Raw genomic sequence first — 19,882 nt, 5'->3', positions numbered from 1 at the left:
GCGGGGCAGTGGTCGGCGGGGTCGGCGGCGGGGACGGGGCCGGCGCCGGGGGGCAGCGGGGGGCGCAGCAGGTGCGGGGGGAGGGCGGGGCGGTCGCCTTCGGCGCTCTCGGCGCGGGCGTGGCAGCGGGTGAGTTCGCCGCTGCTGCCGAGGAGTTCGTCGATCTGCCGGACCAGGCGGGGGGTGGCGCGGCGGGCGCCGTGTTCGAGCCGGCTGACGGCGGTGTGGTCGTAGCCGACGGCGGCGCCGAGCTGGGCCTGGGTCCAGCCGGCGTGGCGGCGCCAGTGGCGCAGCAGGGCGCCGAACTCCTGCCGGCTCCCGCCGTCCGGCAGTTCGACCGGGTTGGGTGCTCCCAGCATGCGCCGACACCTCCCCCGGTTCCGGTTGTGCTCCTGCTACCGAGACCGTACCGGGCGGGGACGGGCCCCGTACATGGTGTGGTCTGTACCTCTTCTTTGCCATCGCCCTTGCTGGGACCCTGCGCGGGGGTGCCCGGAACCCTTGCCGGTGGGGCGCCAATTGCCTTCTAGATCAACGCCTTTGACGGAATTTGCCATCACGTGCCGAGGATTGTCCCGAGCGTTGACCGGGCCATGGCGACGGTGTGAGGGTTCCGGGCACCCCCACATCCGAGGAGCTGAGGAGCTCTGATGAAACGCAGATTGCTGACCGCCGGCACCACCCTGGCCGTGCTGGGCGGCATGCTCGGTGGTTTCGCCGGACAGGCGAACGCCGCGCCTCCCCCCGCCCCACTGGCCCCCACTCCGCTGGCCGCCGCCGTCTCCGCGGCGGACCTGGCGGCGTCGGCCGGGCTGGACGCGCTGGCCAAGGGACCGGACGAGAGCTACGAACGCCGCGGCGTCACCCAGTTCCTGAACGGCCTGTACTCGGTCTCCTACGAGCGCAGCTACAAGGGCCTGCCGGTGGTCGGCGGCGACGCGGTGGTGCTCGCCGACGGCCAGGGCAAGGTCCGCGCCGTGCAGAACGCCGCGTCCGGCCCGGTCGGCGTGCCGACCAAGGCGAAGGTGAGCGCCGCGGCCGCCGAGCGGACCGCCCGCGGGCAGCTGGCGAAGGTCGACTCGGCCGAGGCCCCGCGCCTGGTGGTGCGGGTCAAGGACGGCACCTCCCGGCTGGCCTGGGAGTCGGTGCTGACCGGCTCGGCCGAGAACCGGCCCAGCCACCTGCACGTGTTCGTGGACGCGGTGACCGGCAAGGTCGCCGACAGCTACGACGACGTGCGGGCCGGCACCATCAACAGCAAGTGGAACGGCCCGGCGGGCCTGACCATCAACACCAGCGGCTCGGCGGGCTCGTACTCGCTGCGCGACTCCACCCGTCCGGGCCTGAGCTGTTCGGACTACTCGACCGGCCAGGTCTTCAGCAAGTCCACCGACTCCTGGGGCACGGGCAGCGCCACCTCCAAGGAGACCGGCTGCGCCGACGCGATGTTCGCGGCGCAGAAGGAGTGGGACATGCTCCGCGACTGGCTGGGCCGCAACGGCCACAACGGCAACGGCGGCAGCTGGCCGGTCAAGGTCGGCCTGAGCGACGTCAACGCGTACTGGGACGGCTCGACCATCTCGATCGGCCACAGCCAGTCCAACGAGTGGATCGCCGCGATCGACGTGGTGGGCCACGAGTTCGGCCACGGCATCGACCAGTACACGCCGGGCGGCGCCAACAACGAGGCGGGCCTCGGCGAGGGCACCGGCGACATCATGGGCGCGCTGACCGAGGCGTACGCCAACGAGCCGGCCCCGTACGACACCCCGGACTACACCGTCGGCGAGATGATCAACCTGGTCGGGCAGGGCCCGATCCGGGTGATGTACAACCCCTCGCAGATCTCCGGCAACCCGAACTGCTACTCCTCCTCGATCCCCAACACCGAGGAGCACGCGGCGGCCGGCCCGCTGAACCACTGGTTCTACCTGCTGGCCGAGGGCTCCAACCCGGGCGGCGGCAAGCCGTCCAGCCCGACCTGCAACTCCTCGTCCGTCACCGGCATCGGCATCCGCGACGCGGGCCGGGTCTTCTACGGCGGCATGCTGCTCAAGACCAGCGGCATGACGTACAAGAAGTACCGGACCGCGACCCTGACCGCGGCCAAGAACCTCGACGCGAGCTGCAACTTCTTCAACCGCACCAAGGCCGCCTGGGACGCCGTCAGCGTGCCGGCCCAGACCGGCGACCCGACCTGCACCGCGTCCCCGAGCAATGACTACTCGCTGGCGCTGAACCCGTCCGCGGGCACCGTCCAGGCGGGCGGCTCGACCAGCGCGACCGTCTCCACCGCCGTCACCTCCGGCTCCGCGGCGAACGTCTCGCTGTCGGTGACCGGCGCCCCGTCCGGCACCACCGCGACGGTCTCCCCGTCCACCGTGCAGTCCGGCGGCTCGGCGACGCTGAGCGTCAACGTCGGCGCGAACACCCCGGCGGGCACCTACACCCTGACCGTGACCGGCTCCGGCCCGGCCACCCACACCGCGCAGTACCAGCTGACGGTCGGCGGCGGGGGCAACCCCGGCGGCTCGGCGCCCGACATCGACGTGGCCAACGTGCAGGCGCACCTGAGCCAGCTGTACACCATCGCGCAGCAGAACGGCGGCAACCGCCGGGCCGGCACCGCCGGTTACAGCCAGTCGCTGGCGTACGTGAAGGGCAAGCTGCAGGCGGCGGGCTACACCGTCACCGAGCAGACCTGCACCTCCTGCACCTACACCGCCAACAACCTGATCGCCGACTGGCCGGGCGGCCCGTCCGACCAGGTCACCATGTTCGGCGCGCACCTGGACTCGGTCTCGGCCGGCCCGGGCATCAACGACAACGGCTCCGGCTCGGCCGTGCTGCTGGAGAACGCGCTCGCCCTGGCGCAGCAGAACCCGACCATGAGCAAGCACGTCCGGTTCGCCTGGTGGGCCGGTGAGGAGCAGGGCCTGCAGGGCTCGCAGTACTACGTGGGCCAGCTCTCCTCCGCCCAGCGCTCCGCGATCAAGGGCTACTACAACTTCGACATGGTCGGCTCCCCCAACGCCGGCTACTTCATCAACAACGTCAACTCGGCCACCGCCGCGCCGCTCAAGGCGTACTGGGACTCGCTGAACCTCCAGCCGGAGGAGAACGTCGAGGGCCAGGGCCGTTCCGACGACTACTCCTTCCAGCAGGGCGGCATCCCGACCTCCGGCTACGCCGCGGGCGCCGACGCCACCAAGACGGCGGCCCAGGCCGCCAAGTGGGGCGGCACCGCGTACGCGTCCTACGACTCCTGCTACCACTCCGCGTGCGACACCACCTCCAACGTCAACGCGACGGTGCTGAACCGGAACGCCGACGGCGTGGCGTACGCGATCTGGAAGACCTCGGTCGGCGGGACGACCACCCCGGCCAACGACTTCACCCTCGCGGTGAACCCGGCCACCGGCACCGTCCAGGCGGGCTCGGCGGCCACCGCCACCGTCGCCACCTCGACCAGCTCCGGCAACGCGCAGAGCGTGTCGCTGACCGCGAGCGGCGCCCCGTCCGGCGCCACCGTCTCGTTCAGCCCGTCCTCCGTCACCAGCGGCGGCAGCGCGACCATGACGGTCTCCACCTCCTCCTCCACCCCCGCTGGCACCTACACCGTCACGGTCACCGGCACCGGCCCCTCCGCCACCCACACCACCGGCTACACCCTGGTGGTCAACGGCGGCGGCACCGGCGGCGGCACCTGGGCCGCGGGCGTGGCCTACAACGCGGGCGACGTGGTCACCTACAACGGCGTCAGCTACAAGTGCCTGCAGGCCCACACCTCGCAGAGCACCTGGACGCCCGACGTCGTCCCGGCCCTGTGGCAGCGCCTGTAGCCACCCGGAGCACGTGAACGGCGACCACAGCAGGACCCAGTGAGACGGGTGTGCCGCGACCGGTTGGGGGACGGGTCGCGGCACACCTGCGTCCCCGCCCCTGCGAGGGCGTCACCTTACGCCGGGCACACGTGCGGTGAACGTACGATGGCCGCCGAGCCGACCGCCGCCGACCCGCCCCGGGACGGCCCGACCGCCCGGGCGGGAGCCACCGTGACCACCGCAGCCCCCGACGTCGTCCCCGCTGGCCCCGCCCCCGGACCGGGAGGCCGGTTCCGGTTCCGGCGCCGGGTGTTCGGCCCCTCCCGGACCCGCACGGTGCTGGGCTGCGTGGCCGTCGCGCTGCTGCTCTCCCTGCTGATCAAGACCTTCCTGGTGCAGGTGTTCGTGATCCCGTCCGGCTCCATGATGGGCACCCTGCAGAAGGACGACCGGGTCGCGGTCGACAAGTTCAGCCCCTGGCTCGGCGAGCGGCCGCACCGCGGCGAGGTGGTGGTCTTCAAGGACCCCGGCGGCTGGCTGACCGGGCCGACCGGCTCCGGCGGCGTCCTGCGGGGCGCGCTGAGCCACCTCGGCCTGATGCCCGCCGCCGACGAGAAGGACCTGATCAAACGGGTGATCGGAGTCGGCGGCGACACCGTCGAGTGCAACGCGGGCCAGCCGCTGAAGGTCAACGGCACCGCCCTGGACGAGCCCTACCTCTACCCCGGCTCCACTCCCTGCGACGACTTCCCGGTCGGCACCGTCAAGGTCCCGGCGGGCTTCCTGTGGGTGATGGGCGACCACCGCAACGACTCCCGCGACTCCCGCTACCAGCAACTCCACAACCCGGCGGGCGGCTTCGTCCCGGTCGACGACGTCATCGGCCGCGCCCGCGTCCTGCTCTGGCCCACCGCCCGCTGGACCACCCTGCCCGTCCCGGACACCTTCACCCACCTCGGCTGACCCGCCGCCACTCCCCGCCCGGCCCCGGTCGCTCACCCCCCGGACCCACCCCGTCCCACCCCGTCCCGTCCCCCGTCATGTCTCCCCCAACACCCCTGCCCCGTGCGAGGATCGGTCGTCATGGAGATCATCGACAGCGGTCACTTCCGCCCCGCCCCGGACGGCTCGCCCCACTACGCGGAGCACCTGAGCGTCCCCGCGCTGAGCTTCGGCACCTACTCGCTGCCCGCGGGCTCCACCGACGACCAGTCCCCCCACCTCCAGGACGAGGTCTACGTCGTCACCCGGGGCCGCGCCCGCTTCACCTCCGGCGCCCGCACCGTCGACGTCGGCCCCGGCACCTCCCTGTTCGTCCCGGCCCGCGAACCGCACCGCTTCCACGACATCACCGAGGACCTGGTCGCCCTGGTCCTCTTCGCCCCGGCCTACAGCGGCGTGGCTGGCCCGGCCGACCCGGACCCCGCCGACGGCCGGGACTGACCGGGGCGCAGCACGACCTCGCTGCCGACGGGGGTGAAGCCGCAGGCCAGGAAGGCGCGCAGGGAGCGGGCGTTGCCGGGGGCGACGGCGGCGAAGACGGGGGTGCCGGCGGGCAGCAGGGTCAGGGCGTCGCGCAGCAGGGAGCGGCCGTGGCCGCGGCCCTCGGGGTGGGTGTCGTGCAGTTCGATGCTGAGTTCGTGGCGGCCGGCCAGGCCGTGGGCGAGGGTGACGAGGCCGCGTTCGTCGCCGTGGACGGTGACGTCGGCGCGCTGGTCGCGGGCGAACCGGACCCGGGGGTGGTCGTCCTGGTCGGTGCGGATGGGGAGGCGGGGCGGGCCGCCGGTGGCGCGGGCGGTGAGGGTGGCGTCGGTGACGCCGATCCAGCCGCCGGGGCCGGCCAGGTGCAGCAGGAAGCCGGGGGCGAGCGAGCCACCGTAGCCGTCCGCCCCGGCCGCGGCGACCCGGCGGGCGTCGAGGGCGGTGGCGACGACGGCGTGCCCGGTGAACGCCACCGAGCACTCCAGGCCGCCGGGCAGCGGCGGCAGCACCGTGACCCGGCCGTCCGCGGGCGGGAAGCGGCCGTCGGCGGCGGCCAGGAAGTACGCCAGCAGCGGGTGCGGTGCGCCTGTCACGATCGCGGAGCCTCTCTTCAGCCTGACGCCCTCAGCCCTACGCCTTCAGCCCGACGCCCGACACCTGGCACCCGGCACCTGACGCCTGACGCCGAGGGTCCGCCCGCGACCTTATCCGGCGGGCGGTCCGGCGCCGCGCGCTCCTCCCGGTGGGCCTATAGTGCTGGCCGACTGCCGGTTCTCCCCCGCCCGGCACCCGATGCCCTGGAGCCGCTCCCGATGGCCGCCACCTGCCCGGCGTGCGCGCTGGCCGACCTCACCGTGCCCGTCCCGGCCGCCCTGCGGGACCGCGAGACCCGGCTGGACCGGCCGACCCGCAAACTGCTGGACGTCCCGGACGAGCCCGTCGCCAGGAGTCGCACCTCGACGGTCCTGCTCCTGCTCACGGCGCTCTCGGCGCTGTCGACCCTGGACGCCCTCGCCCTGCTGGTCCGGTCGGAAGCCGGAGGGCCGGCCCACGGTCTGCTCTCCCTTCTCTCCCGGGCCGCGGTCACCGTGGCCCTCTACCGGGCGAGCACGGCACTCCGCCGCGCGGCGGACCGCCGCCGCCAGGCCGCGGGCACCTGGCCGGCCACCTACCAGCAGTGGCGACCCGTCCACGCGCTCTGGCAGGCGACCTGGCTGTGCCGGGGCTGCCGGGCCGCCTTCCTCCCCGCGGACCCGCTGCGGCCGGACTCCCCGGCCTCTCCCCCACTGTCATTCGAACACTTCCGGACCTGGCTCACCGAAACCGCCCGCCAGGCCGAGACGGCCCGCGACTCCTCCCCCAAGGAACCCACCGCCCCCACCGCCTGACGCCACGTCACGAACCCGCCCGGGCCAGGGCGGCGGACCGGCCGGTGGGCGGGAGCCGGGCTCCTCCTCCGTCCGACGGTGGGAGCGGGCGGCGTTCAGCCGTGGTCGTAGCCGCGCCGGACCAGGTCGTACGCGGCGCGCACCCCCGGTCTGCGGACGGCGGGCATCCGGGCCAGCAGGTCCCGGACCAGCTGGTGGTCGACCCACAGCCAGTAGCCGCGGTGGGGTGGCTGCGGGTCGTCGCGGGCCAGTTCGGCACGGAGCCGGTGCCCGGCCCGGACCGCGGGCCGTTCGTCGTGGAAGGCCAGGTGGCGCCAGATCTCGGCGTGCAGCGGAACGGCGCGGACGCCGGGCGGTGCGGGCCAGACCTCGCCGGTGTCGGGGTGCAGCGGGACGAGGGCGATGTCGGGGTGCGGGCGGCTCCGCGGCAGGTCGGGGCCGTACAGGGTGCAGCGCTTGGCGGGGCCGGTGGCGGTGCGCAGGCGGCGGGCCAGTTCCCGGCCGAGGAGTTCGGCGGTGGGCCCGTGCCCGATGCTGACGGGGCTGCCGTCGGCGGCCGCGATCAGGTGCGCGAGCGTGACTGCGACTTCCTGTTCGCACCGTTCGTTCCAGCGGCCCCGGGCGTCGACCGGCAGCGGCCCGGAGCGGTCGTGGAGCAGTTCCGCCCAACCGGCGGGCGGCCGGTCGGGCCCGGTGGGGACGGCGCGCACCGCGCGGGGGTCGAACCGGGCGGTCTGCCAGATCGAGCACTCGTCGGCGCGTTCGCCCACCGGGCGCAGGCAGGCGGCACAGGAGAGGTTGTCGCCGGTGATGCCGCAGCAGGAGACGACGGCTCGTTCGCGGACCAGCACCGTGCCGGTGGCGTCGCCGGGCGCGCACAGCATCCACCCGACCGGGCCGTCCCGCACTCCTTCGACGGGCGCGTAGTAGCCGCGCGCCTCGGCCTCCCCCTCGGCGAGCTCCGCCCAGCTCCGCCAGCGCCCTCCGGACGGTTCGGGGTCGACGGCGTAGCTGCCGGCCGCCATCAGGACGGGCATCGGGTGGCCGTTGCCCACCGGGTGGTTGGCGTACGGCGGGAACCTGACCCTGGTGACGGGCCCGGTGAGGGCCGCCCCGCAGTGCGCGCAGACGAGGGTCTCCACACAGCGCTCCTTCCGGCGTGGGGAGTATCCGCCGGAGTGCGGTGCGCGGGCAACGGGTTTTCCGCCGGGCCGTCAACCCGCCTGCCGGTCGCCGCCGTTCGGGCCCCGCCCGCCGCCTGACACCACGTCACGGACCCGCCCGGGCCCGTTCAGGCCCCGGCGGCCAGGGCCCGGTCGACCTGGGCGCGGTCGTAGCCGCGGCGGGCGAGGTCGAAGGCGGCGGGGCGGGGGCGCTGGGCGGGTGGCAGGGCGAGGTGGGCGTCGACCTGGGCGCAGTCGTAGCCGCGGCGCACCAGGTCGAAGGTCGGCCGGCCGGTCGGGGCGGGCGGCTCGGGGAGCGGGTCGCGGACTTCGCGGGGCTGCCACCAGTGCCTGCGCTGCTCGCTCATGCGGTGCTCCCCCGTCGGTTCCGGTGCGGTGCCGTCGTTCCTGCCGAGGATGCTACTCACCGGAACCGGCGGGGGCACCGGCGGTGCGGGCCGCGCCGGTCGCGCCCCGACCACCGCACTGCGCCGGAGGGTTGGCGGGAGGTCCTCACAGCCGGTCGGCGTCGAGCACCGCGCGGACGAATTCGCCGGGCGCCTCCTGCGGCAGGTTGTGGCCGATCCCGTCGACGGTGCGGTGCAGGTAGGGTCCGACGAACCGGTCGCGGTAGGCGCGGCTGCTGCCGGGCGCGGTGAACGGGTCGCGGCCCGCGTCGAGCGTGACGGTGGGGACGGTGATCACCGGCCGGGTGGCGAGCCGCCGTTCGTCCGCGTCGTAGCGGCGTTCGCCGTCGGCCAGGCCGAGCCGCCAGCGGTAGTTGTGCAGCACGATCTCGGGGTAGTCGGGGTTGTCGAAGGCGGTGGCGGCGCGGTCGAACACCTCCTCCTCGAACCGCCAGGTCGGCGAGACCGTCTGCCACACCAGCCGGCACAGGTCGCGGCGCAGGCGGCGGTCGTTCAGGGCGCGCCGGCCGCGTTCGGTGGTGAAGTAGTACTGGTACCACCAGGCGTGTTCGGACTCCGCGTCCAGCGGCTCGTCCTGCGCCCGGACGTCGGTGATCAGGTAGCCGCCGATCGACACCAGTGCCCGGACCCGTTCGGGCCGCAGCGCGGCGACGATCGCGGCCGTCCGCGCGCCCCAGCCGAATCCGGCGAGCAGGGCGCGGCTGATCCCGAGCGCGTCCAGCAGGGCGACCAGGTCGTGGGCGACGGCCGCCTGCTGGGCGTTGCGCGGGGTCCGCTCGGAGCGGAACCGGGTGCGGCCGTGGCCGCGCAGGTAGGGCACCACGACCCGGTAGCCGCGCACGGCCAGCAGCGGGGCGGCGTCGGCGAAGCTGTGGATGTCGTAGGGCCAGCCGTGCAGGCAGACCACCACCGGGCCGTCGGACGGGCCGCACTCCGCGTACCCGATGTTCAACTCGCCCGCGGCCACCTGCCGCAGCGTCCACGGCGCCACCAGGCCGTCCGAGAGCACCGACCCGTACGAGGCCGCCCGCGGCTGCACCACGTACCCCGGCCCCGGGTACGGGGCTTCCGGGTACGCCGGGGCCCCGTACCCGGAAGTCGCGTACCCGGAGGCCCCGTACGGCGGCGCCGGGTAGGCCGGTGCCGGGTAGCCGGGCTCCGCGTACCCCGGGGCCGGGTAGCCGGCGGAGTACGGCGGCGCGGGGTACGCGTGCGCCTGCGCCTGGTGCGCCGGTGCGGCGTACGTCCGGCCGCCCGTCGCGGCCGCGAACAGCCCGGTGCCGGCCGCGACCCCCGCCCGGTGGAAGCTCCGCCTGTCCATCCGCCCGCCCTCCGCCCGCACCAGACCACCCGTCGTTTCCGTCAGCAAGCATGCCGGAAAAGGGGTTTGACCAGGACGAAGACGCGCCGATCGGACATTTCGCCATTCGAGGGCACAAATGCCCCAAACCGTCCGCACGGAGACCCCGCGCGGACGGTCCGGGCCGAACTGCGCGGTCCTCAGCAGCCGTTGAGGACGTTGGTGAGCGCGGTCTTCTCGGCGCTGTCCACGGACAGCTTGTAGTAGTACTTCACCTGCACCCAGGCCCGGACGTAGGTGCAGCGGTAACCCGTCACCGAGGGCAGCCACTCGGCCGGGTCCTTGTCGCCCTTGGCCTGGTTGACGCTGTCGGTGACGGCGATCAGCTGCGGGCGGGTCAGGTCGTTGGCGAACGCCTGGCGCTGCGCGGTGGTCCAGGCGGAGGCGCCGGAGTCCCACGCCTCGGCCAGCGGCACCAGGTGGTCGATGTCCAGGTCGGAGGCGGCGTGCCAGGTGGCGCCGTCGTACGGGGAGAACCAGGTCCCGGAGGTGGCGGCGCAGTTGGCGTCGGTGACCACGCCGGAGCCGTCGCGCTTGAGCACGGTCTCGCGGGTGTTGCAGCTGCCGGAGATGGTGATCCAGTGCGGGAAGAGGTCGCGGCTGTAGCCGGTGCGGTTCTCGGCCTTGACGGTCAGTTGGGCCAGGTAGCCGCGGGCGGTGGTGGCGGAGACCGGGGTGGGCAGCGCGGCCTGGGCGGTGCCGGTGCTCGCGGTGACGGCTCCGGCGGCGAGGACGGCGGTGACCGCGACGGCGGCGAGACGGCGGAGGGAACGATTCTGCACGGGGGCGCTCCTGGGCTCGGCGAAGGGGCGGGGCGAGGGTGCCGGGCCAGCGTGGCAGCCGGGTGTCTATGCGGGTAGATACCAAGCCGTGAAGATTGCATTACCGTCATATGGCGATCCCGACACGCAATGTGCATGTCCGTCACCACCTGCATCCACCTCGCCCCGCGCGCCACCGGCGCACCACAGACGGCCCGCGCACCACCGGCGAGACCCGGCCCGCGCACCACCGACGGCCCGCGCACCACCGGCGAGACCCGGCCCGCGCACCACCGACGGCCCGCGCACCACCGGCGAGACCCGGCCCGCGTGACGGGACCGCGGGGCGGCAGCACGGTGGCTACCGGTTCCAGTACGTCCCCGTCAGCACCGCGAACTCCCACTCCTCCAGCCGTTCCGCCAGCACCTGCCGGTCGGCGGCCTGCCGCGCCACCAGTTCCGCCAGCGCGGCGACCAGCGCCCGGCAGGCGCCGGTGCCGTGGCGCTCGACGAACTCGTCCAGCAGCGCCGCCTCCGTCCCGCCGCCCCCGGCCCGCACCAGGGCGATGGCCGTCAGCACCACCACGTCGGCGAACGCGTGCGGTCCGTGTCCCGTCTCCATCGCCCCACCATCACCCCGGGCCGCCCGGCCCCGCACGGCTCCGCCGCCCCGGCCCCTCCCCCGGGTGAATCGTTTCCGCTTCGCGCCACCCGCCCCCGCCCGAGCTGCTACGAACCGCCGGGGCACCGCGCCACCGGAGGCGATATCCGGTTGACCGGGGCGGCGGGCACCGCCCACCATCCCCCCATGGAACAGGGGCTGTTGAACGTGGTGGACATCGAGGCCACCTGCTGGGACGGGCAGCCGCCGCCCGGCCAGGTCAGCGAGATCATCGAGGTCGGGCTGACGGTGGTGGACCTCGGCTCGCTCGAACGGGTCTCCCGGCACCGGATCCTGGTCCGTCCCCGGCGGTCGGCCGTCAGTGACTTCTGCACCGAACTGACCGGCCTCACCCCGTCCGAGGTGGACACCGGCCTGCCGTTCCCGGACGCCTGCCGCCTGCTGGCCGCCGAGCACGCGGCGGGCGAGCGGCCCTGGGCCAGCTGGGGCGACTACGACCGCAAGCAGTTCGCCCGCCAGTGCCGGGCGACCGGCACCGCGTACCCGTTCGGCCACCGGCACACCAACGCCAAGGCCGCCTTCACCGAGGCCCGCGGCCTGCGCAAGCGGCCCGGCATGGCGCAGGCCCTGGAGCTGGCCGGCCTCCCCCTGGAGGGCCGCCACCACAGCGGCGCGGACGACGCCTGGAACATCGCGGCCCTGGTCCTGACCCTGGCCCGTTCGGGCAACTGGCCCGCGCCCCAAGCGGGTTGATCCGGGCCGGGGTTCCCCTCGCCCTGCTGTCCGGCGCAGCGCATAGGGTGCACCGCATGAGTTCCTCCCTCCACGTCTTCCTGCTCGACCCCACCGCCACCCGGGGCCTGGTCGGCTCCGGCGACGAGCAACTGCTGCAGCTCGTCCACGACCGGTACGGCGACGAACTGGCCGCGGACGACGACTACTTCTCCTTCGAGATCGAGAACGGCGCCCCGTCCTCCGCCGAGGCGCTGCGCGCGGTGGTGAACGGCGGGCCCTACTCGGGGGACCGGGAGCACGCCTTCCAGTACGTCTGTGCCTACCAGCGGCTGTGCTGGACGACCGGCCGGTTCCTCGACAACTCCAGCTTCTCCCCGTTCCGGGGCGCCTGGCTGGACGCCGTGGACGAGGGCCTGCGGGCGCTGCGGATCACCGAGGTGTCGGTGGCGGAGTTCGGCTACGACCGCGGCCTGCCCGCGGGTCTGCCCCACAGCCTCGAGTACCCGGCCTGCGGGGAGTGGACGCACGAGCGGTGCCTGGCGGCGCTGGAGCAGTTCGAGCAGACCAAGCGCGACGACCACGCCCCGCCGCTGGAGCCCGACGTGGCCAAGGCCGTCTTCGACGTCATCGCCTGGCTCCGCCGGGTGGAGGGCCGCCCCGGCTTCGGCATCATCGGCTTCGTCGGCTGACCGCCGCCTCCCGGCCCGGGCCCCCGCCCGGGCCGGGGCGTTCCCCGCCGCCGGCGAACCGGGACGAGGAGCAGGTCGGCCCGCAGGTGCCTGACCCTTCCCGCGGCCGCCGTCATGGCTTGAAGTCCGTTCGCGTCGTTGACAACGTTGCCAGGGTCTTCTTTGCTTACCGCACCGCGCCGCACCGCGCCGCAGCCGGTTCGGTGACAGACCGTCCGTTGCCTTCTGGAGACGCACCGATGAAACGATGGCACCTGCCCTTCGCCGCCTGTCTCGTGGTCCTCGGGCTCGCCGTGCCCGGAGCGCCCGCAGCCCGGGCCGCGGCCGCCAACGCCGCGATCTGCAACAAGTACTGCGACACCCGCGACCCCGCGCTCAGCCCGCAGGACCGGCAGCCGGTCTCCGCGGCGCTGTCCGGCCGCACGCTCGTGCTGCACGTCGACGACGCCGACGCCATGGGCTGGGCGTCGATCACCGGCGGCACCGGCGGCGACGAGGTGTGGCTGGACCGCTCGACGGACGGCGGCCGCACCTGGAGCGGCGGCAGCAAGCTCGGCGACACCAGGGTCCCGGCGGGCGGCAGCGGTTGGCGCACCCTGATGTACAACGTCGACGACTGGAACAACCGCGGCGTCGGCGCCCTGCGGGCCTGCGGCCAGGTCGGCGGCGCCATCGCCTGCACCCCCTGGGCGCGCACCACCTGGAACGCCTGGGACCGGCGCACCGCCGCCGCGACCGCGCTCATGATGTCGTTCGACCGCGGCACCGGGCTCTTCGGCGGCAACGGCTGGTGGACCGCCGCCAACGCGCTGACCGCGATCATCGACAACGCCCGGGTCAGCGGCATGAACAGCTACACCTACGCGATCGCCGAGACCTACGACAGGAACCTCGGCACGCAGGGCGGCAACTTCACCAACGAGTACCTCGACGACACCGGTTGGTGGGGCCTGGCCTGGGTGGCGGCCTACGACCTGACCGGCGACAGCCGCTACCTCTCCACCGCCCGCGCCGACGCCGACCACATGTCCGCCAACTGGACCGGCTCCTGCGGCGGCGGGGTGCGCTGGAACACCGGCAGCACCTACAAGAACGCCATCACCAACGAACTGTTCCTCCAGCTCACCGCCGCCCTGCACAACCGCGTCCCCGGCGACACCGCCTACCTGCAGCGGGCCCGCGACGAGTGGAACTGGTTCCGCGGCAGCGGCATGGTCAACGCCGACCACCTGGTCAACGACGGCCTCGACGGCGCCTGCGCCAACAACGGCCAACCCACCTGGACGTACAACCAGGGCGTGGTCCTCGGCGGCCTCACCGAGCTCTACCGGGCCACCGGCGACGCGACCCTGCTGACCACCGCCCGCACCCTCGCCGACGCCTCCACCACCCGCCTCACCAGCGGCGGCGTGCTGCGCGAACCCGGCGAGGGCGACGGCTGCACCGGCGACGGCCCGTCCTTCAAGGGCGCCTACGTCCGCGGCCTGGGCCGGCTCAACGCCCAACTGGGCGACCACCCCTACGCTCCGGCCCTCACCGCCTGGGCCGACTCCGCCCACACCAAGGACCGCAACCCGCTCGACCAGTACGGCCCGCACTGGGCCGGCGGCCCCGGCAGCACCGACTACGGCTGCCAGCAGAGCGCCCTCGACCTGCTCAACGCCGCCGCCTGACCCCGGCGCTCCGAACCGTGCTCCCGCCCGCATCCGGCGCACCGACCCGTGCGCGGCGGCAGGACCGGGCCGCCGCTTCCAGTCGTCCGGCGCTGCCGCGGGCGAGGAGGACGACGTTGGCGCCCCGGCGGCCGTAGAGCTGGGCGGTGGCCCGGCCGGTGACGGCCTCGCGGCGCTCGACGGCGCCGCCGCTCGACGGCGCCGCCGCTCGTCATCCACCTGCTGTGCCGGATCAGGGTTCCGTGCTCGTAGGAGCCGCCCCGCACGTGGCGCTCCTCGCCCGGCGGGACCGTGGACGTCCCGCCGCCGCCGGTCAGGGACGAGAACACGGCGTCGGACTCCCGCCTCGGGGCGCACCTCCAGGCCAGGTCTCCGTGCGGGCCGACCAGCGCCCCTCGCCTCACTCGCCGTCGGCCAGTAGCGCGTACTCCCGCAGGACGTGCGGGCGAGGCACCAGGTCGGCGCCGCCCCGGGCGGGACGGCGTCACGACGCATCCGGGGGGAGGTCCGGCAGCGGTTCCCCCGCGAGGATCGCCGTGACCGAGCGGGCCGCGAGGCGCTGCCAGGCCCCGGCGCCGCTGACCATGGCGTGCCCGCCCCGGGGCATCGCGACGAACCGCACCTCGGCGCCGGCCCGCCGGGCCCGGGCCGCGAAGGCGCGGGAGCCCTCCGCGCTGGTGACGCGGTCGGACGGGTCGTGCAGGACCACGAAGCGCCTGCCGCGCAACTGCCCCACCGGGTCGCCGGGTTGGCACCACGGCGCCAGCAGGACGGCGCCGAGGACCTGCGGGTGGCCGGCGACGGCGAGCGCCGCCCGTCCGCCCATGGAGTGCCCGAGCAGCACGACCTTCGCGTCGGGCGCCCGGGAGGCGATCTCCCGCAGGACCAGGGCCGCGTCGGCGACGGGGTGGGCGTGCCCGCCGTTCCACCCCCGGTAGCGGTACCGCACCTCGACCTCCGCGAGCGACGGGTCGGCGGCCAGGCGGCGGACCGCCGCGCCGAAGGCCCGCATGCGGAGCCTGGCCAGTCCCAGCCGGGGCTGGCGGGCGAGGCTCTCGGCCCGGCCGCCGTGCAGGACGAGCAGCACGGAGCGGGTGCCGGCGGGGAGGTGAACGGTGCGAGGGGGCATGGGACTCTTCGTCGTGGCGGTCGGCGCACCGGTCCGCGTCCGGAGCGGTGCGGGTGGTGGGGTCGGAGGTCCGGGCGTTGCCGCGTTCGGCCTCCCGGGGGCGGCGGGCCCGGTGCAGGGGCCGGCGGATCAGTTCCCGTACCACTCGGCGGGCCTGACGGGCCGGTCGGCGTCGCCGGGGCGGCGGGCGAGGAGCTGGTCGACGCCCATCCGTCCCTCGGCGAAGGCCAGCGAGCTCCCGGCCAGGTAGAGCTCCCACAGCCGTACCGCGGGCCGTCCGACCAGGGCGTCGAAGCGGTCCCGGTGCTGCGTGAGGGTGGTCCGCCAGGCGTCGATGGTGCGGGCGTAGTGCGGGCGCATCGCCTCGGTGTGCAGCACCTCCAGGCCGGCGGCCTCGATCAGGTCGACGGTCTGCCCGAGCGGGCGCATGTGCATGTCCGGGGCGATGTACGCCTCGATGAACGCGCCGCCGCCGGGCGCCGCGGCGCCGCGCGACATCTGCTGGACCAGGAGTCGGCCGCCGGGGCGCAGCAGGGCGTGCAGGCGGGCGGCGAAGTCGGGGTACTGGTCCTCGCCGACGTGTTCGCCCATCTCCACGCAGCTGACGGCGTCGTAGGCGTCCGCGGCGATCTCCCGGTAGTCGCAGCGGCGGACGTCGACCAGGTCCGCGACGCCCGCCTCGGCCACCAGGGCCCGGGCGTGGGCGTGCTGGCGGGCGGAGAGGGTCACGGCGGTGACCCGGGCGCCGTGGTGGACGGCGGCGTGCCGGGCGAGCGCGCCCCAGCCGCAGCCGACGTCGAGCAGGCGCGCGCCGGGGCGCAGGTCGAGCTTGCGGCAGATCAGGTCGAACTTGGCTTCCTGGGCGGCCTGCAGGGGCTGGTCGTCCGAGGTGTAGTAGGCGCACGAGTAGGCCATGGCCGGTCCGAGCAGCAGGGCGTAGAACTCGTTCGACAGGTCGTAGTGGTGGCTGATCACCGCCCGGTCGCGGCCCCGGCTGTGCAGGGCCCCGCGGACCTTGGCCCGGCCGCCGGGCCGGGGCGGCGGCGGCCCGACCACGCCGAGCCTGGCGGCCGCGGCCGCCAGGGCGGGCCAGTTGCGCGGGGCCGGGCGCCCCACCGTCCGTCCGGCGAGGCCCTGCCGGACGGCGGACAGCGCCTCGCCGAGGTCGCCCTCGACGTCGAGCTCCCCGCTGATCCAGGCGTCGGCCAGGCCGAGTTCGCCCGGCTGCCACAGCAGCCTGCGCAGCGCCCGGCGGTGGCGTACCAGCACCCGCGGCCCGTCCGCCGGGCCCGTCGTGGAGCGGTCCCACAGGCGCAGGGCGAAGGGCGGCGGCCCCGCGAACAGCTCGTGGAGAACGGGTTCGAGCACGTCGGCGGCGCTCGCCCGGGCGCCCCTGCGCTGTCCGGGTACCCGGCTGTCCCGGGTCGTGGGTGCGGTCATCGTTCGCCCTCCGTCGGACGGGGCCGGGCGGCCCTCGGCTGTTGCCTGTCTCCCTGTATTCGGAGCGGCACACGGCGCGGATCGGTCGCTCCGCTGCGTCGGGGCGCGGACGGAATCGCACGGCGTCCCCGCCCCGGGCACCGGAGGCCGTCAGGGCCGGGCGGGCCGGTCCCTCAGCCGTCCGGCGGCCCTGCGGGAAGGCGCCGGCGCGCCGACCGTACGCTGGTGGGCATGACCGATGATCAGATGACCGCTGCCAACGCCTTCACCGCCCTGCTCGCCGGCAACCGCCGCTTCACCGACGGCACGCCCCTGCACCCCAACCAGGACGCCGCCCGGCGGGCCGAGACCGCCCCCTCCCAGCGTCCGTTCGCGGTCCTGCTGGGCTGCTCGGACTCCCGGCTCGCCGCCGAGATCATCTTCGACCGCGGTCTGGGCGACCTGTTCGTGGTCCGCACCGCCGGGCACGTCCTGGGCGCCGAGGCCCTGGGCAGCATCGAGTACGGCGTCGCCCTGCTGGACTGCCCGCTGGTCGTCGTCCTCGGCCACGACTCCTGCGGGGCGGTCGCCGCGGCCCGGGGAGCGGTGGAGGAGGGCGCCGCCTACAGCGGGTACGTCCGCGACCTCGTCGAACGCGTCACCCCCAGCGTGCTGGCGGCGCGCGGCGCCGGGCGCACCGGCGACCACGACTTCATCGACGTCCACGTGGAACAGACCGTCGACGTGCTGCTGGAGCGCTCCCGGGTGCTGGCCGACGCCGTCGCGGCCGGGCGCACCGCCGTGGTCGGCCTGTCCTACCAGCTCTCCGACGGCGCCGCGCGCCTGGTCACCGCCCGCGGTCTGGAGGACCTGCCGGCCTGATCCACCGGACGGTCCGGGGCCCGGCCTGCGCCGGGGAGGTCGCCGAGTTCCGGGCGACCCCGGCCCGGCTGGGGTCCGCCGAGAGCGCGGCGGCGCGCGCGTCCCTGAGGGCCGCACTGCCGACGGCCCGTCAGGACGCCCCGGCCTTCGCCCTGCGGGCGGGCGGGAAGCGGCAAGGAGGGCGACCGGGCCGACGGTGGCCGAGGTTCGCGCTCGCCGCCTGCCTGGCCGCCACCGGCGGGACCGGCGTCGCGGACGGGGAATCGGCTCGTTAGCAGAGCTGCTCCCGGAGCAGGCGGACCTGGGCGCCGGTTCCACCCGATCGGACGATCCGGCAACTTCGACCAATCCGGCTCCACCGGTGCCCCGAACCGCAGATGTGACAGATGAACCGACTCCCCCCGCCGTGGCTCCCGGCCGTCGCCACCGCGTCCTGCGCGCCGCCGGGGCGGCCGCGATCGGTCTCGCGTCCGCGGTGGCAGCGCTGGGCGCGGGCGAGTTGGTGGCGTACGCGACGGGGGCGCCGACCGCGCCGGTGATCGCGGTCGGCTCGGCGGCGATCGACCTGACGCCGACTCCGCTGAAGGAGTACGCGGTCCGCACCTTCGGGACCCACGACAAGACGGTGCTGCTGGGCGGCATCTACCTGACGATGGCGCTGCTCGCCGCGCTGGCCGGCCTGCTGGCGGTGCGCCGCCCGGCCGCCGGGGCGGCGGTCTTCGGGGTCTTCGGCGCCCTCGGCGCCTGGGCGGCCCTGTCGCGTCCCGGCGCGGCCGCCGCCGACTGCGCCCCGTCGATCGTCGCGGGCCTGGTCGGTGCCGCGGCCGTCCTGTTCCTGGTCCGGCTGTACCGCCGGGCGCTGTCCGGCGCCGCCGCGCACCGTCCGGGGGCGGCGGAGGGCGAGGGGACGGAGCAGGTGGCGGAAGGGCCGGAGGGCGCCGGGCCCGAAGTTCCGCCACGGCCGGTCGGGTTGACGAGCCGTCGGACGGTACTGGCCGCCACCGCCGGGACCTTCGCGGTGGGTGCGCTGGCCGGGGTCGGCGGACGCGTCCTGACCGACCGCAGGTTCGACGTCACCGCCGCCCGCGATGCCGTGCGGCTCCCCGCGCCCGCCGCGCCGCTGCCGCCGCTGCCGAGCGCCGTGCACCCGCCCGTCCCGGGCCTGTCGCCGTTCACCACCCCGAACGGCGACTTCTACCGGGTCGACACCGCGCTCACGATCCCCAGGATCGACCCGCGCGACTGGGCGCTGCGCGTCCACGGCCTGGTGGACCGCCCGCAGTTGATCACCTTCGACGAGCTGCTGCGCGAGCCGCTCGAAGAGCTCGACTACACCCTCTCCTGCGTCTCCAACGAGGTCGGCGGCCCCTACGTCGGCACCTCCCGCTGGCTGGGGGCCTCGCTGCCCGCGCTGCTGCGCCGGGCCGGGGTCCGGTCCGGGGCGGACCAGCTGGTGGGGCGCTCGAAGGACGGCATGACCATCGGCACCCCGCTGGAGTCCGTGCTCGACGGCCGCCGCGCCCTGCTCGCCGTCGCCATGAACGGCGAGGCGCTGCCGCTCGCGCACGGCTTCCCGTGCCGCAGCCTGGTGCCGGGCTTCTACGGCTACACCTCCGCGACGAAGTGGCTGGTCGACCTGGAGGTCACCACCTTCGCCGCCTTCGACCCGTACTGGGTGCGGCGCGGCTGGGACCGCACCGGCACCGTCCGCACCGCCTCCCGGATCGAGGTCCCCGCCCCGTTCGCCAAGGTCCCCGCCGGGGAGGTGGACGTCGCCGGGACGGCCTGGGCCACCCACCGCGGCATCGCCGCCGTGGAGGTCCGGGTCGACGGCGGGCCCTGGCAGCAGGCCGAACTGGCCGCCGACGCCGGGCCCGACCTGTGGCGGCAGTGGACCTACCGCTGGTCCGGGGCGAGCCCCGGCACCCACCGGATCGAGGTCCGCGCCACCGATGCCACCGGCGCCGTGCAGCCCGAGCAGCGCGCGACGCCCTTCCCCGCCGGGGCGACGGGCTGGCACAGCACCGTCGTCGCCGTCACCTGACCACCACTCAGCCGTCCATCAGCACCACTTCACCCGTACCGAGGAGTACTTCGCCATGTCCGTCACCACCCGCCGCACCTTCACCGCCCTGTTCGCCGCCGGCGCCCTGACCCTGACCCTGGGCGCGTGCAGCAGCAGTGGCGGGTCGAGCTCCGGCTCGTCCTCCGCCCCGACCGCGGCCACCAGCTCCGCCGCGATGTCGAGCCCCACCGCCTCGGCGGCGATGGCCGACGCCCCGTTCGGCGCGGCCTGCGCCGCCGTCCCCAAGGACGGCGCCGGATCC

19 protein-coding genes and 1 pseudogene are annotated in these 19,882 nt (G+C 75.0%); 10 read left to right on the top strand and 10 right to left on the bottom strand.

The window, feature by feature from the left end; translation table 11 throughout:
• A partial coding sequence (locus IH44_RS43340) for a helix-turn-helix domain-containing protein (RefSeq protein ID WP_030463542.1) occupies window positions 1-359 on the bottom strand: 359 nt, incomplete at its 3' end.
• Window positions 360-650: 291 nt separating this feature from the next.
• Here IH44_RS43340 and IH44_RS0133325 point away from each other — a divergent pair.
• The 3 genes from IH44_RS0133325 to IH44_RS0133315 all read left to right on the top strand — a co-directional run bounded on the left by IH44_RS0133325 (window position 651) and on the right by IH44_RS0133315 (window position 5,267).
• Window positions 651-3,842 (top strand): M28 family peptidase, encoded by a 3,192-nt coding sequence (locus tag IH44_RS0133325; protein ID WP_030463541.1) that lies wholly within the window; start codon window positions 651-653, stop codon window positions 3,840-3,842.
• A 147-nt stretch (window positions 3,843-3,989) separates the two neighbouring features.
• Window positions 3,990-4,787, top strand: a complete 798-nt coding sequence (gene lepB / locus IH44_RS0133320) for a signal peptidase I (protein ID WP_232795182.1) — start codon at window positions 3,990-3,992, stop codon at window positions 4,785-4,787.
• 120 nt (window positions 4,788-4,907) lie between these two features.
• A complete protein-coding gene (locus IH44_RS0133315) occupies window positions 4,908-5,267 on the top strand; it encodes a cupin domain-containing protein (protein ID WP_030463539.1) in 360 nt (119 codons plus the stop codon).
• Here the strand turns inward: IH44_RS0133315 and IH44_RS0133310 are convergent.
• Window positions 5,213-5,899: a hypothetical protein gene (locus IH44_RS0133310; protein ID WP_051817833.1), complete on the bottom strand. Its 687-nt coding sequence runs from the start codon at window positions 5,897-5,899 to the stop codon at window positions 5,213-5,215. The genes IH44_RS0133315 and IH44_RS0133310 overlap by 55 nt on opposite strands.
• A 219-nt stretch (window positions 5,900-6,118) precedes the next feature.
• Between IH44_RS0133310 and IH44_RS0133305 the strand changes: the two genes are divergently transcribed.
• Window positions 6,119-6,694 carry a hypothetical protein gene (locus IH44_RS0133305; RefSeq protein WP_030463537.1) on the top strand — a complete coding sequence of 192 codons (576 nt, stop codon included), beginning with the start codon at window positions 6,119-6,121 and terminating at the stop codon, window positions 6,692-6,694.
• Between the two features lie 95 nt (window positions 6,695-6,789).
• Here IH44_RS0133305 and IH44_RS0133300 read toward each other — a convergent pair whose 3' ends face one another.
• The 5 genes from IH44_RS0133300 to IH44_RS0133280 form a co-directional block, all read right to left on the bottom strand.
• Window positions 6,790-7,836 carry a hypothetical protein gene (locus IH44_RS0133300; RefSeq protein WP_030463536.1) on the bottom strand — a complete coding sequence of 349 codons (1,047 nt, stop codon included), beginning with the start codon at window positions 7,834-7,836 and terminating at the stop codon, window positions 6,790-6,792.
• 149 nt (window positions 7,837-7,985) lie between these two features.
• Complete coding sequence (locus IH44_RS0133295; RefSeq protein ID WP_030463535.1) at window positions 7,986-8,225, bottom strand: hypothetical protein; 240 nt, start codon at window positions 8,223-8,225, stop codon at window positions 7,986-7,988.
• 145 nt (window positions 8,226-8,370) lie between these two features.
• Entirely contained in the window at window positions 8,371-9,606 is a 1,236-nt protein-coding gene (locus IH44_RS0133290; RefSeq protein ID WP_030463534.1) for an alpha/beta fold hydrolase, read from the bottom strand.
• 179 nt (window positions 9,607-9,785) lie between these two features.
• Window positions 9,786-10,427 carry an HNH endonuclease family protein gene (locus IH44_RS0133285; protein ID WP_030463533.1) on the bottom strand — a complete coding sequence of 214 codons (642 nt, stop codon included), beginning with the start codon at window positions 10,425-10,427 and terminating at the stop codon, window positions 9,786-9,788.
• A gap of 340 nt (window positions 10,428-10,767) precedes the next feature.
• Window positions 10,768-11,028, bottom strand: a complete 261-nt coding sequence (locus tag IH44_RS0133280; protein ID WP_030463532.1) for a hypothetical protein — start codon at window positions 11,026-11,028, stop codon at window positions 10,768-10,770.
• Between the two features lie 186 nt (window positions 11,029-11,214).
• Between IH44_RS0133280 and IH44_RS0133275 the strand changes: the two genes are divergently transcribed.
• The 3 genes from IH44_RS0133275 (at window position 11,215) to IH44_RS0133265 (ending at window position 14,125) form a co-directional block, all read left to right on the top strand.
• On the top strand, window positions 11,215-11,781 hold the full coding sequence (locus IH44_RS0133275; protein WP_030463531.1) for a 3'-5' exonuclease: 567 nt from the start codon (window positions 11,215-11,217) through the stop codon (window positions 11,779-11,781).
• A gap of 56 nt (window positions 11,782-11,837) precedes the next feature.
• Window positions 11,838-12,452: a hypothetical protein gene (locus IH44_RS0133270; protein ID WP_030463530.1), complete on the top strand. Its 615-nt coding sequence runs from the start codon at window positions 11,838-11,840 to the stop codon at window positions 12,450-12,452.
• A gap of 239 nt (window positions 12,453-12,691) precedes the next feature.
• Window positions 12,692-14,125: a glycoside hydrolase family 76 protein gene (locus IH44_RS0133265; RefSeq protein ID WP_081967283.1), complete on the top strand. Its 1,434-nt coding sequence runs from the start codon at window positions 12,692-12,694 to the stop codon at window positions 14,123-14,125.
• Here the strand turns inward: IH44_RS0133265 and IH44_RS49855 are convergent.
• The 3 genes from IH44_RS49855 to IH44_RS0133255 form a co-directional block, all read right to left on the bottom strand.
• Window positions 14,077-14,529 carry a trehalase-like domain-containing protein gene (locus IH44_RS49855; protein ID WP_369795026.1) on the bottom strand — a complete coding sequence of 151 codons (453 nt, stop codon included), beginning with the start codon at window positions 14,527-14,529 and terminating at the stop codon, window positions 14,077-14,079. The two genes, IH44_RS0133265 and IH44_RS49855, sit on opposite strands and share 49 nt — an antisense overlap.
• An 80-nt stretch (window positions 14,530-14,609) precedes the next feature.
• The gene (locus IH44_RS0133260; protein ID WP_035957196.1) at window positions 14,610-15,254 is read right to left on the bottom strand and encodes an alpha/beta fold hydrolase; all 645 of its coding nucleotides are present in this window, start codon (window positions 15,252-15,254) and stop codon (window positions 14,610-14,612) included.
• A 129-nt stretch (window positions 15,255-15,383) separates the two neighbouring features.
• Window positions 15,384-16,694, bottom strand: coding sequence for a cyclopropane-fatty-acyl-phospholipid synthase family protein (locus IH44_RS0133255; RefSeq protein ID WP_051817831.1), 1,311 nt, complete (start codon window positions 16,692-16,694; stop codon window positions 15,384-15,386).
• Between the two features lie 231 nt (window positions 16,695-16,925).
• On the opposite strand from IH44_RS0133255, the gene IH44_RS0133250 reads away from it, so the two are divergent.
• From IH44_RS0133250 to IH44_RS0133240, 3 genes and pseudogenes are all read left to right on the top strand, one after another.
• Entirely contained in the window at window positions 16,926-17,555 is a 630-nt protein-coding gene (locus IH44_RS0133250; protein WP_030463526.1) for a carbonic anhydrase, read from the top strand.
• Window positions 17,556-17,961: 406 nt separating this feature from the next.
• On the top strand, window positions 17,962-19,599 hold the full coding sequence (locus IH44_RS0133245; RefSeq protein WP_232795181.1) for a molybdopterin-dependent oxidoreductase: 1,638 nt from the start codon (window positions 17,962-17,964) through the stop codon (window positions 19,597-19,599).
• 55 nt (window positions 19,600-19,654) lie between these two features.
• A pseudogene (locus IH44_RS0133240) lies at window positions 19,655-19,882 on the top strand (fasciclin domain-containing protein); the annotation flags it as partial.

It is taken from the genome of Kitasatospora sp. NRRL B-11411 (assembly GCF_000721345.1).
GTDB classification, from domain to species: domain Bacteria; phylum Actinomycetota; class Actinomycetes; order Streptomycetales; family Streptomycetaceae; genus Kitasatospora; species Kitasatospora cineracea.
This window is presented reverse-complemented; position numbering and strand designations above follow the sequence as displayed.

Bases quoted from the DNA above. Each gene is read 5' to 3' on its own strand.
- IH44_RS0133325 (WP_030463541.1), top strand. From the start codon at position 651: ATGAAACGCAGATTGCTGACCGCCGGCACCACCCTGGCCGTGCTGGGC.
- lepB (WP_232795182.1), top strand. From the start codon at position 3,990: ATGGCCGCCGAGCCGACCGCCGCCGACCCGCCCCGGGACGGCCCGACC.
- IH44_RS0133315 (WP_030463539.1), top strand. From the start codon at position 4,908: ATGGAGATCATCGACAGCGGTCACTTCCGCCCCGCCCCGGACGGCTCG.
- IH44_RS0133305 (WP_030463537.1), top strand. From the start codon at position 6,119: ATGGCCGCCACCTGCCCGGCGTGCGCGCTGGCCGACCTCACCGTGCCC.
- IH44_RS0133295 (WP_030463535.1), bottom strand. From the start codon at position 8,225: ATGAGCGAGCAGCGCAGGCACTGGTGGCAGCCCCGCGAAGTCCGCGAC.
- IH44_RS0133290 (WP_030463534.1), bottom strand. From the start codon at position 9,606: ATGGACAGGCGGAGCTTCCACCGGGCGGGGGTCGCGGCCGGCACCGGG.
- IH44_RS0133280 (WP_030463532.1), bottom strand. From the start codon at position 11,028: ATGGAGACGGGACACGGACCGCACGCGTTCGCCGACGTGGTGGTGCTG.
- IH44_RS0133275 (WP_030463531.1), top strand. From the start codon at position 11,215: ATGGAACAGGGGCTGTTGAACGTGGTGGACATCGAGGCCACCTGCTGG.
- IH44_RS0133270 (WP_030463530.1), top strand. From the start codon at position 11,838: ATGAGTTCCTCCCTCCACGTCTTCCTGCTCGACCCCACCGCCACCCGG.
- IH44_RS0133265 (WP_081967283.1), top strand. From the start codon at position 12,692: ATGAAACGATGGCACCTGCCCTTCGCCGCCTGTCTCGTGGTCCTCGGG.
- IH44_RS0133260 (WP_035957196.1), bottom strand. From the start codon at position 15,254: ATGCCCCCTCGCACCGTTCACCTCCCCGCCGGCACCCGCTCCGTGCTG.
- IH44_RS0133255 (WP_051817831.1), bottom strand. From the start codon at position 16,694: ATGACCGCACCCACGACCCGGGACAGCCGGGTACCCGGACAGCGCAGG.
- IH44_RS0133250 (WP_030463526.1), top strand. From the start codon at position 16,926: ATGACCGATGATCAGATGACCGCTGCCAACGCCTTCACCGCCCTGCTC.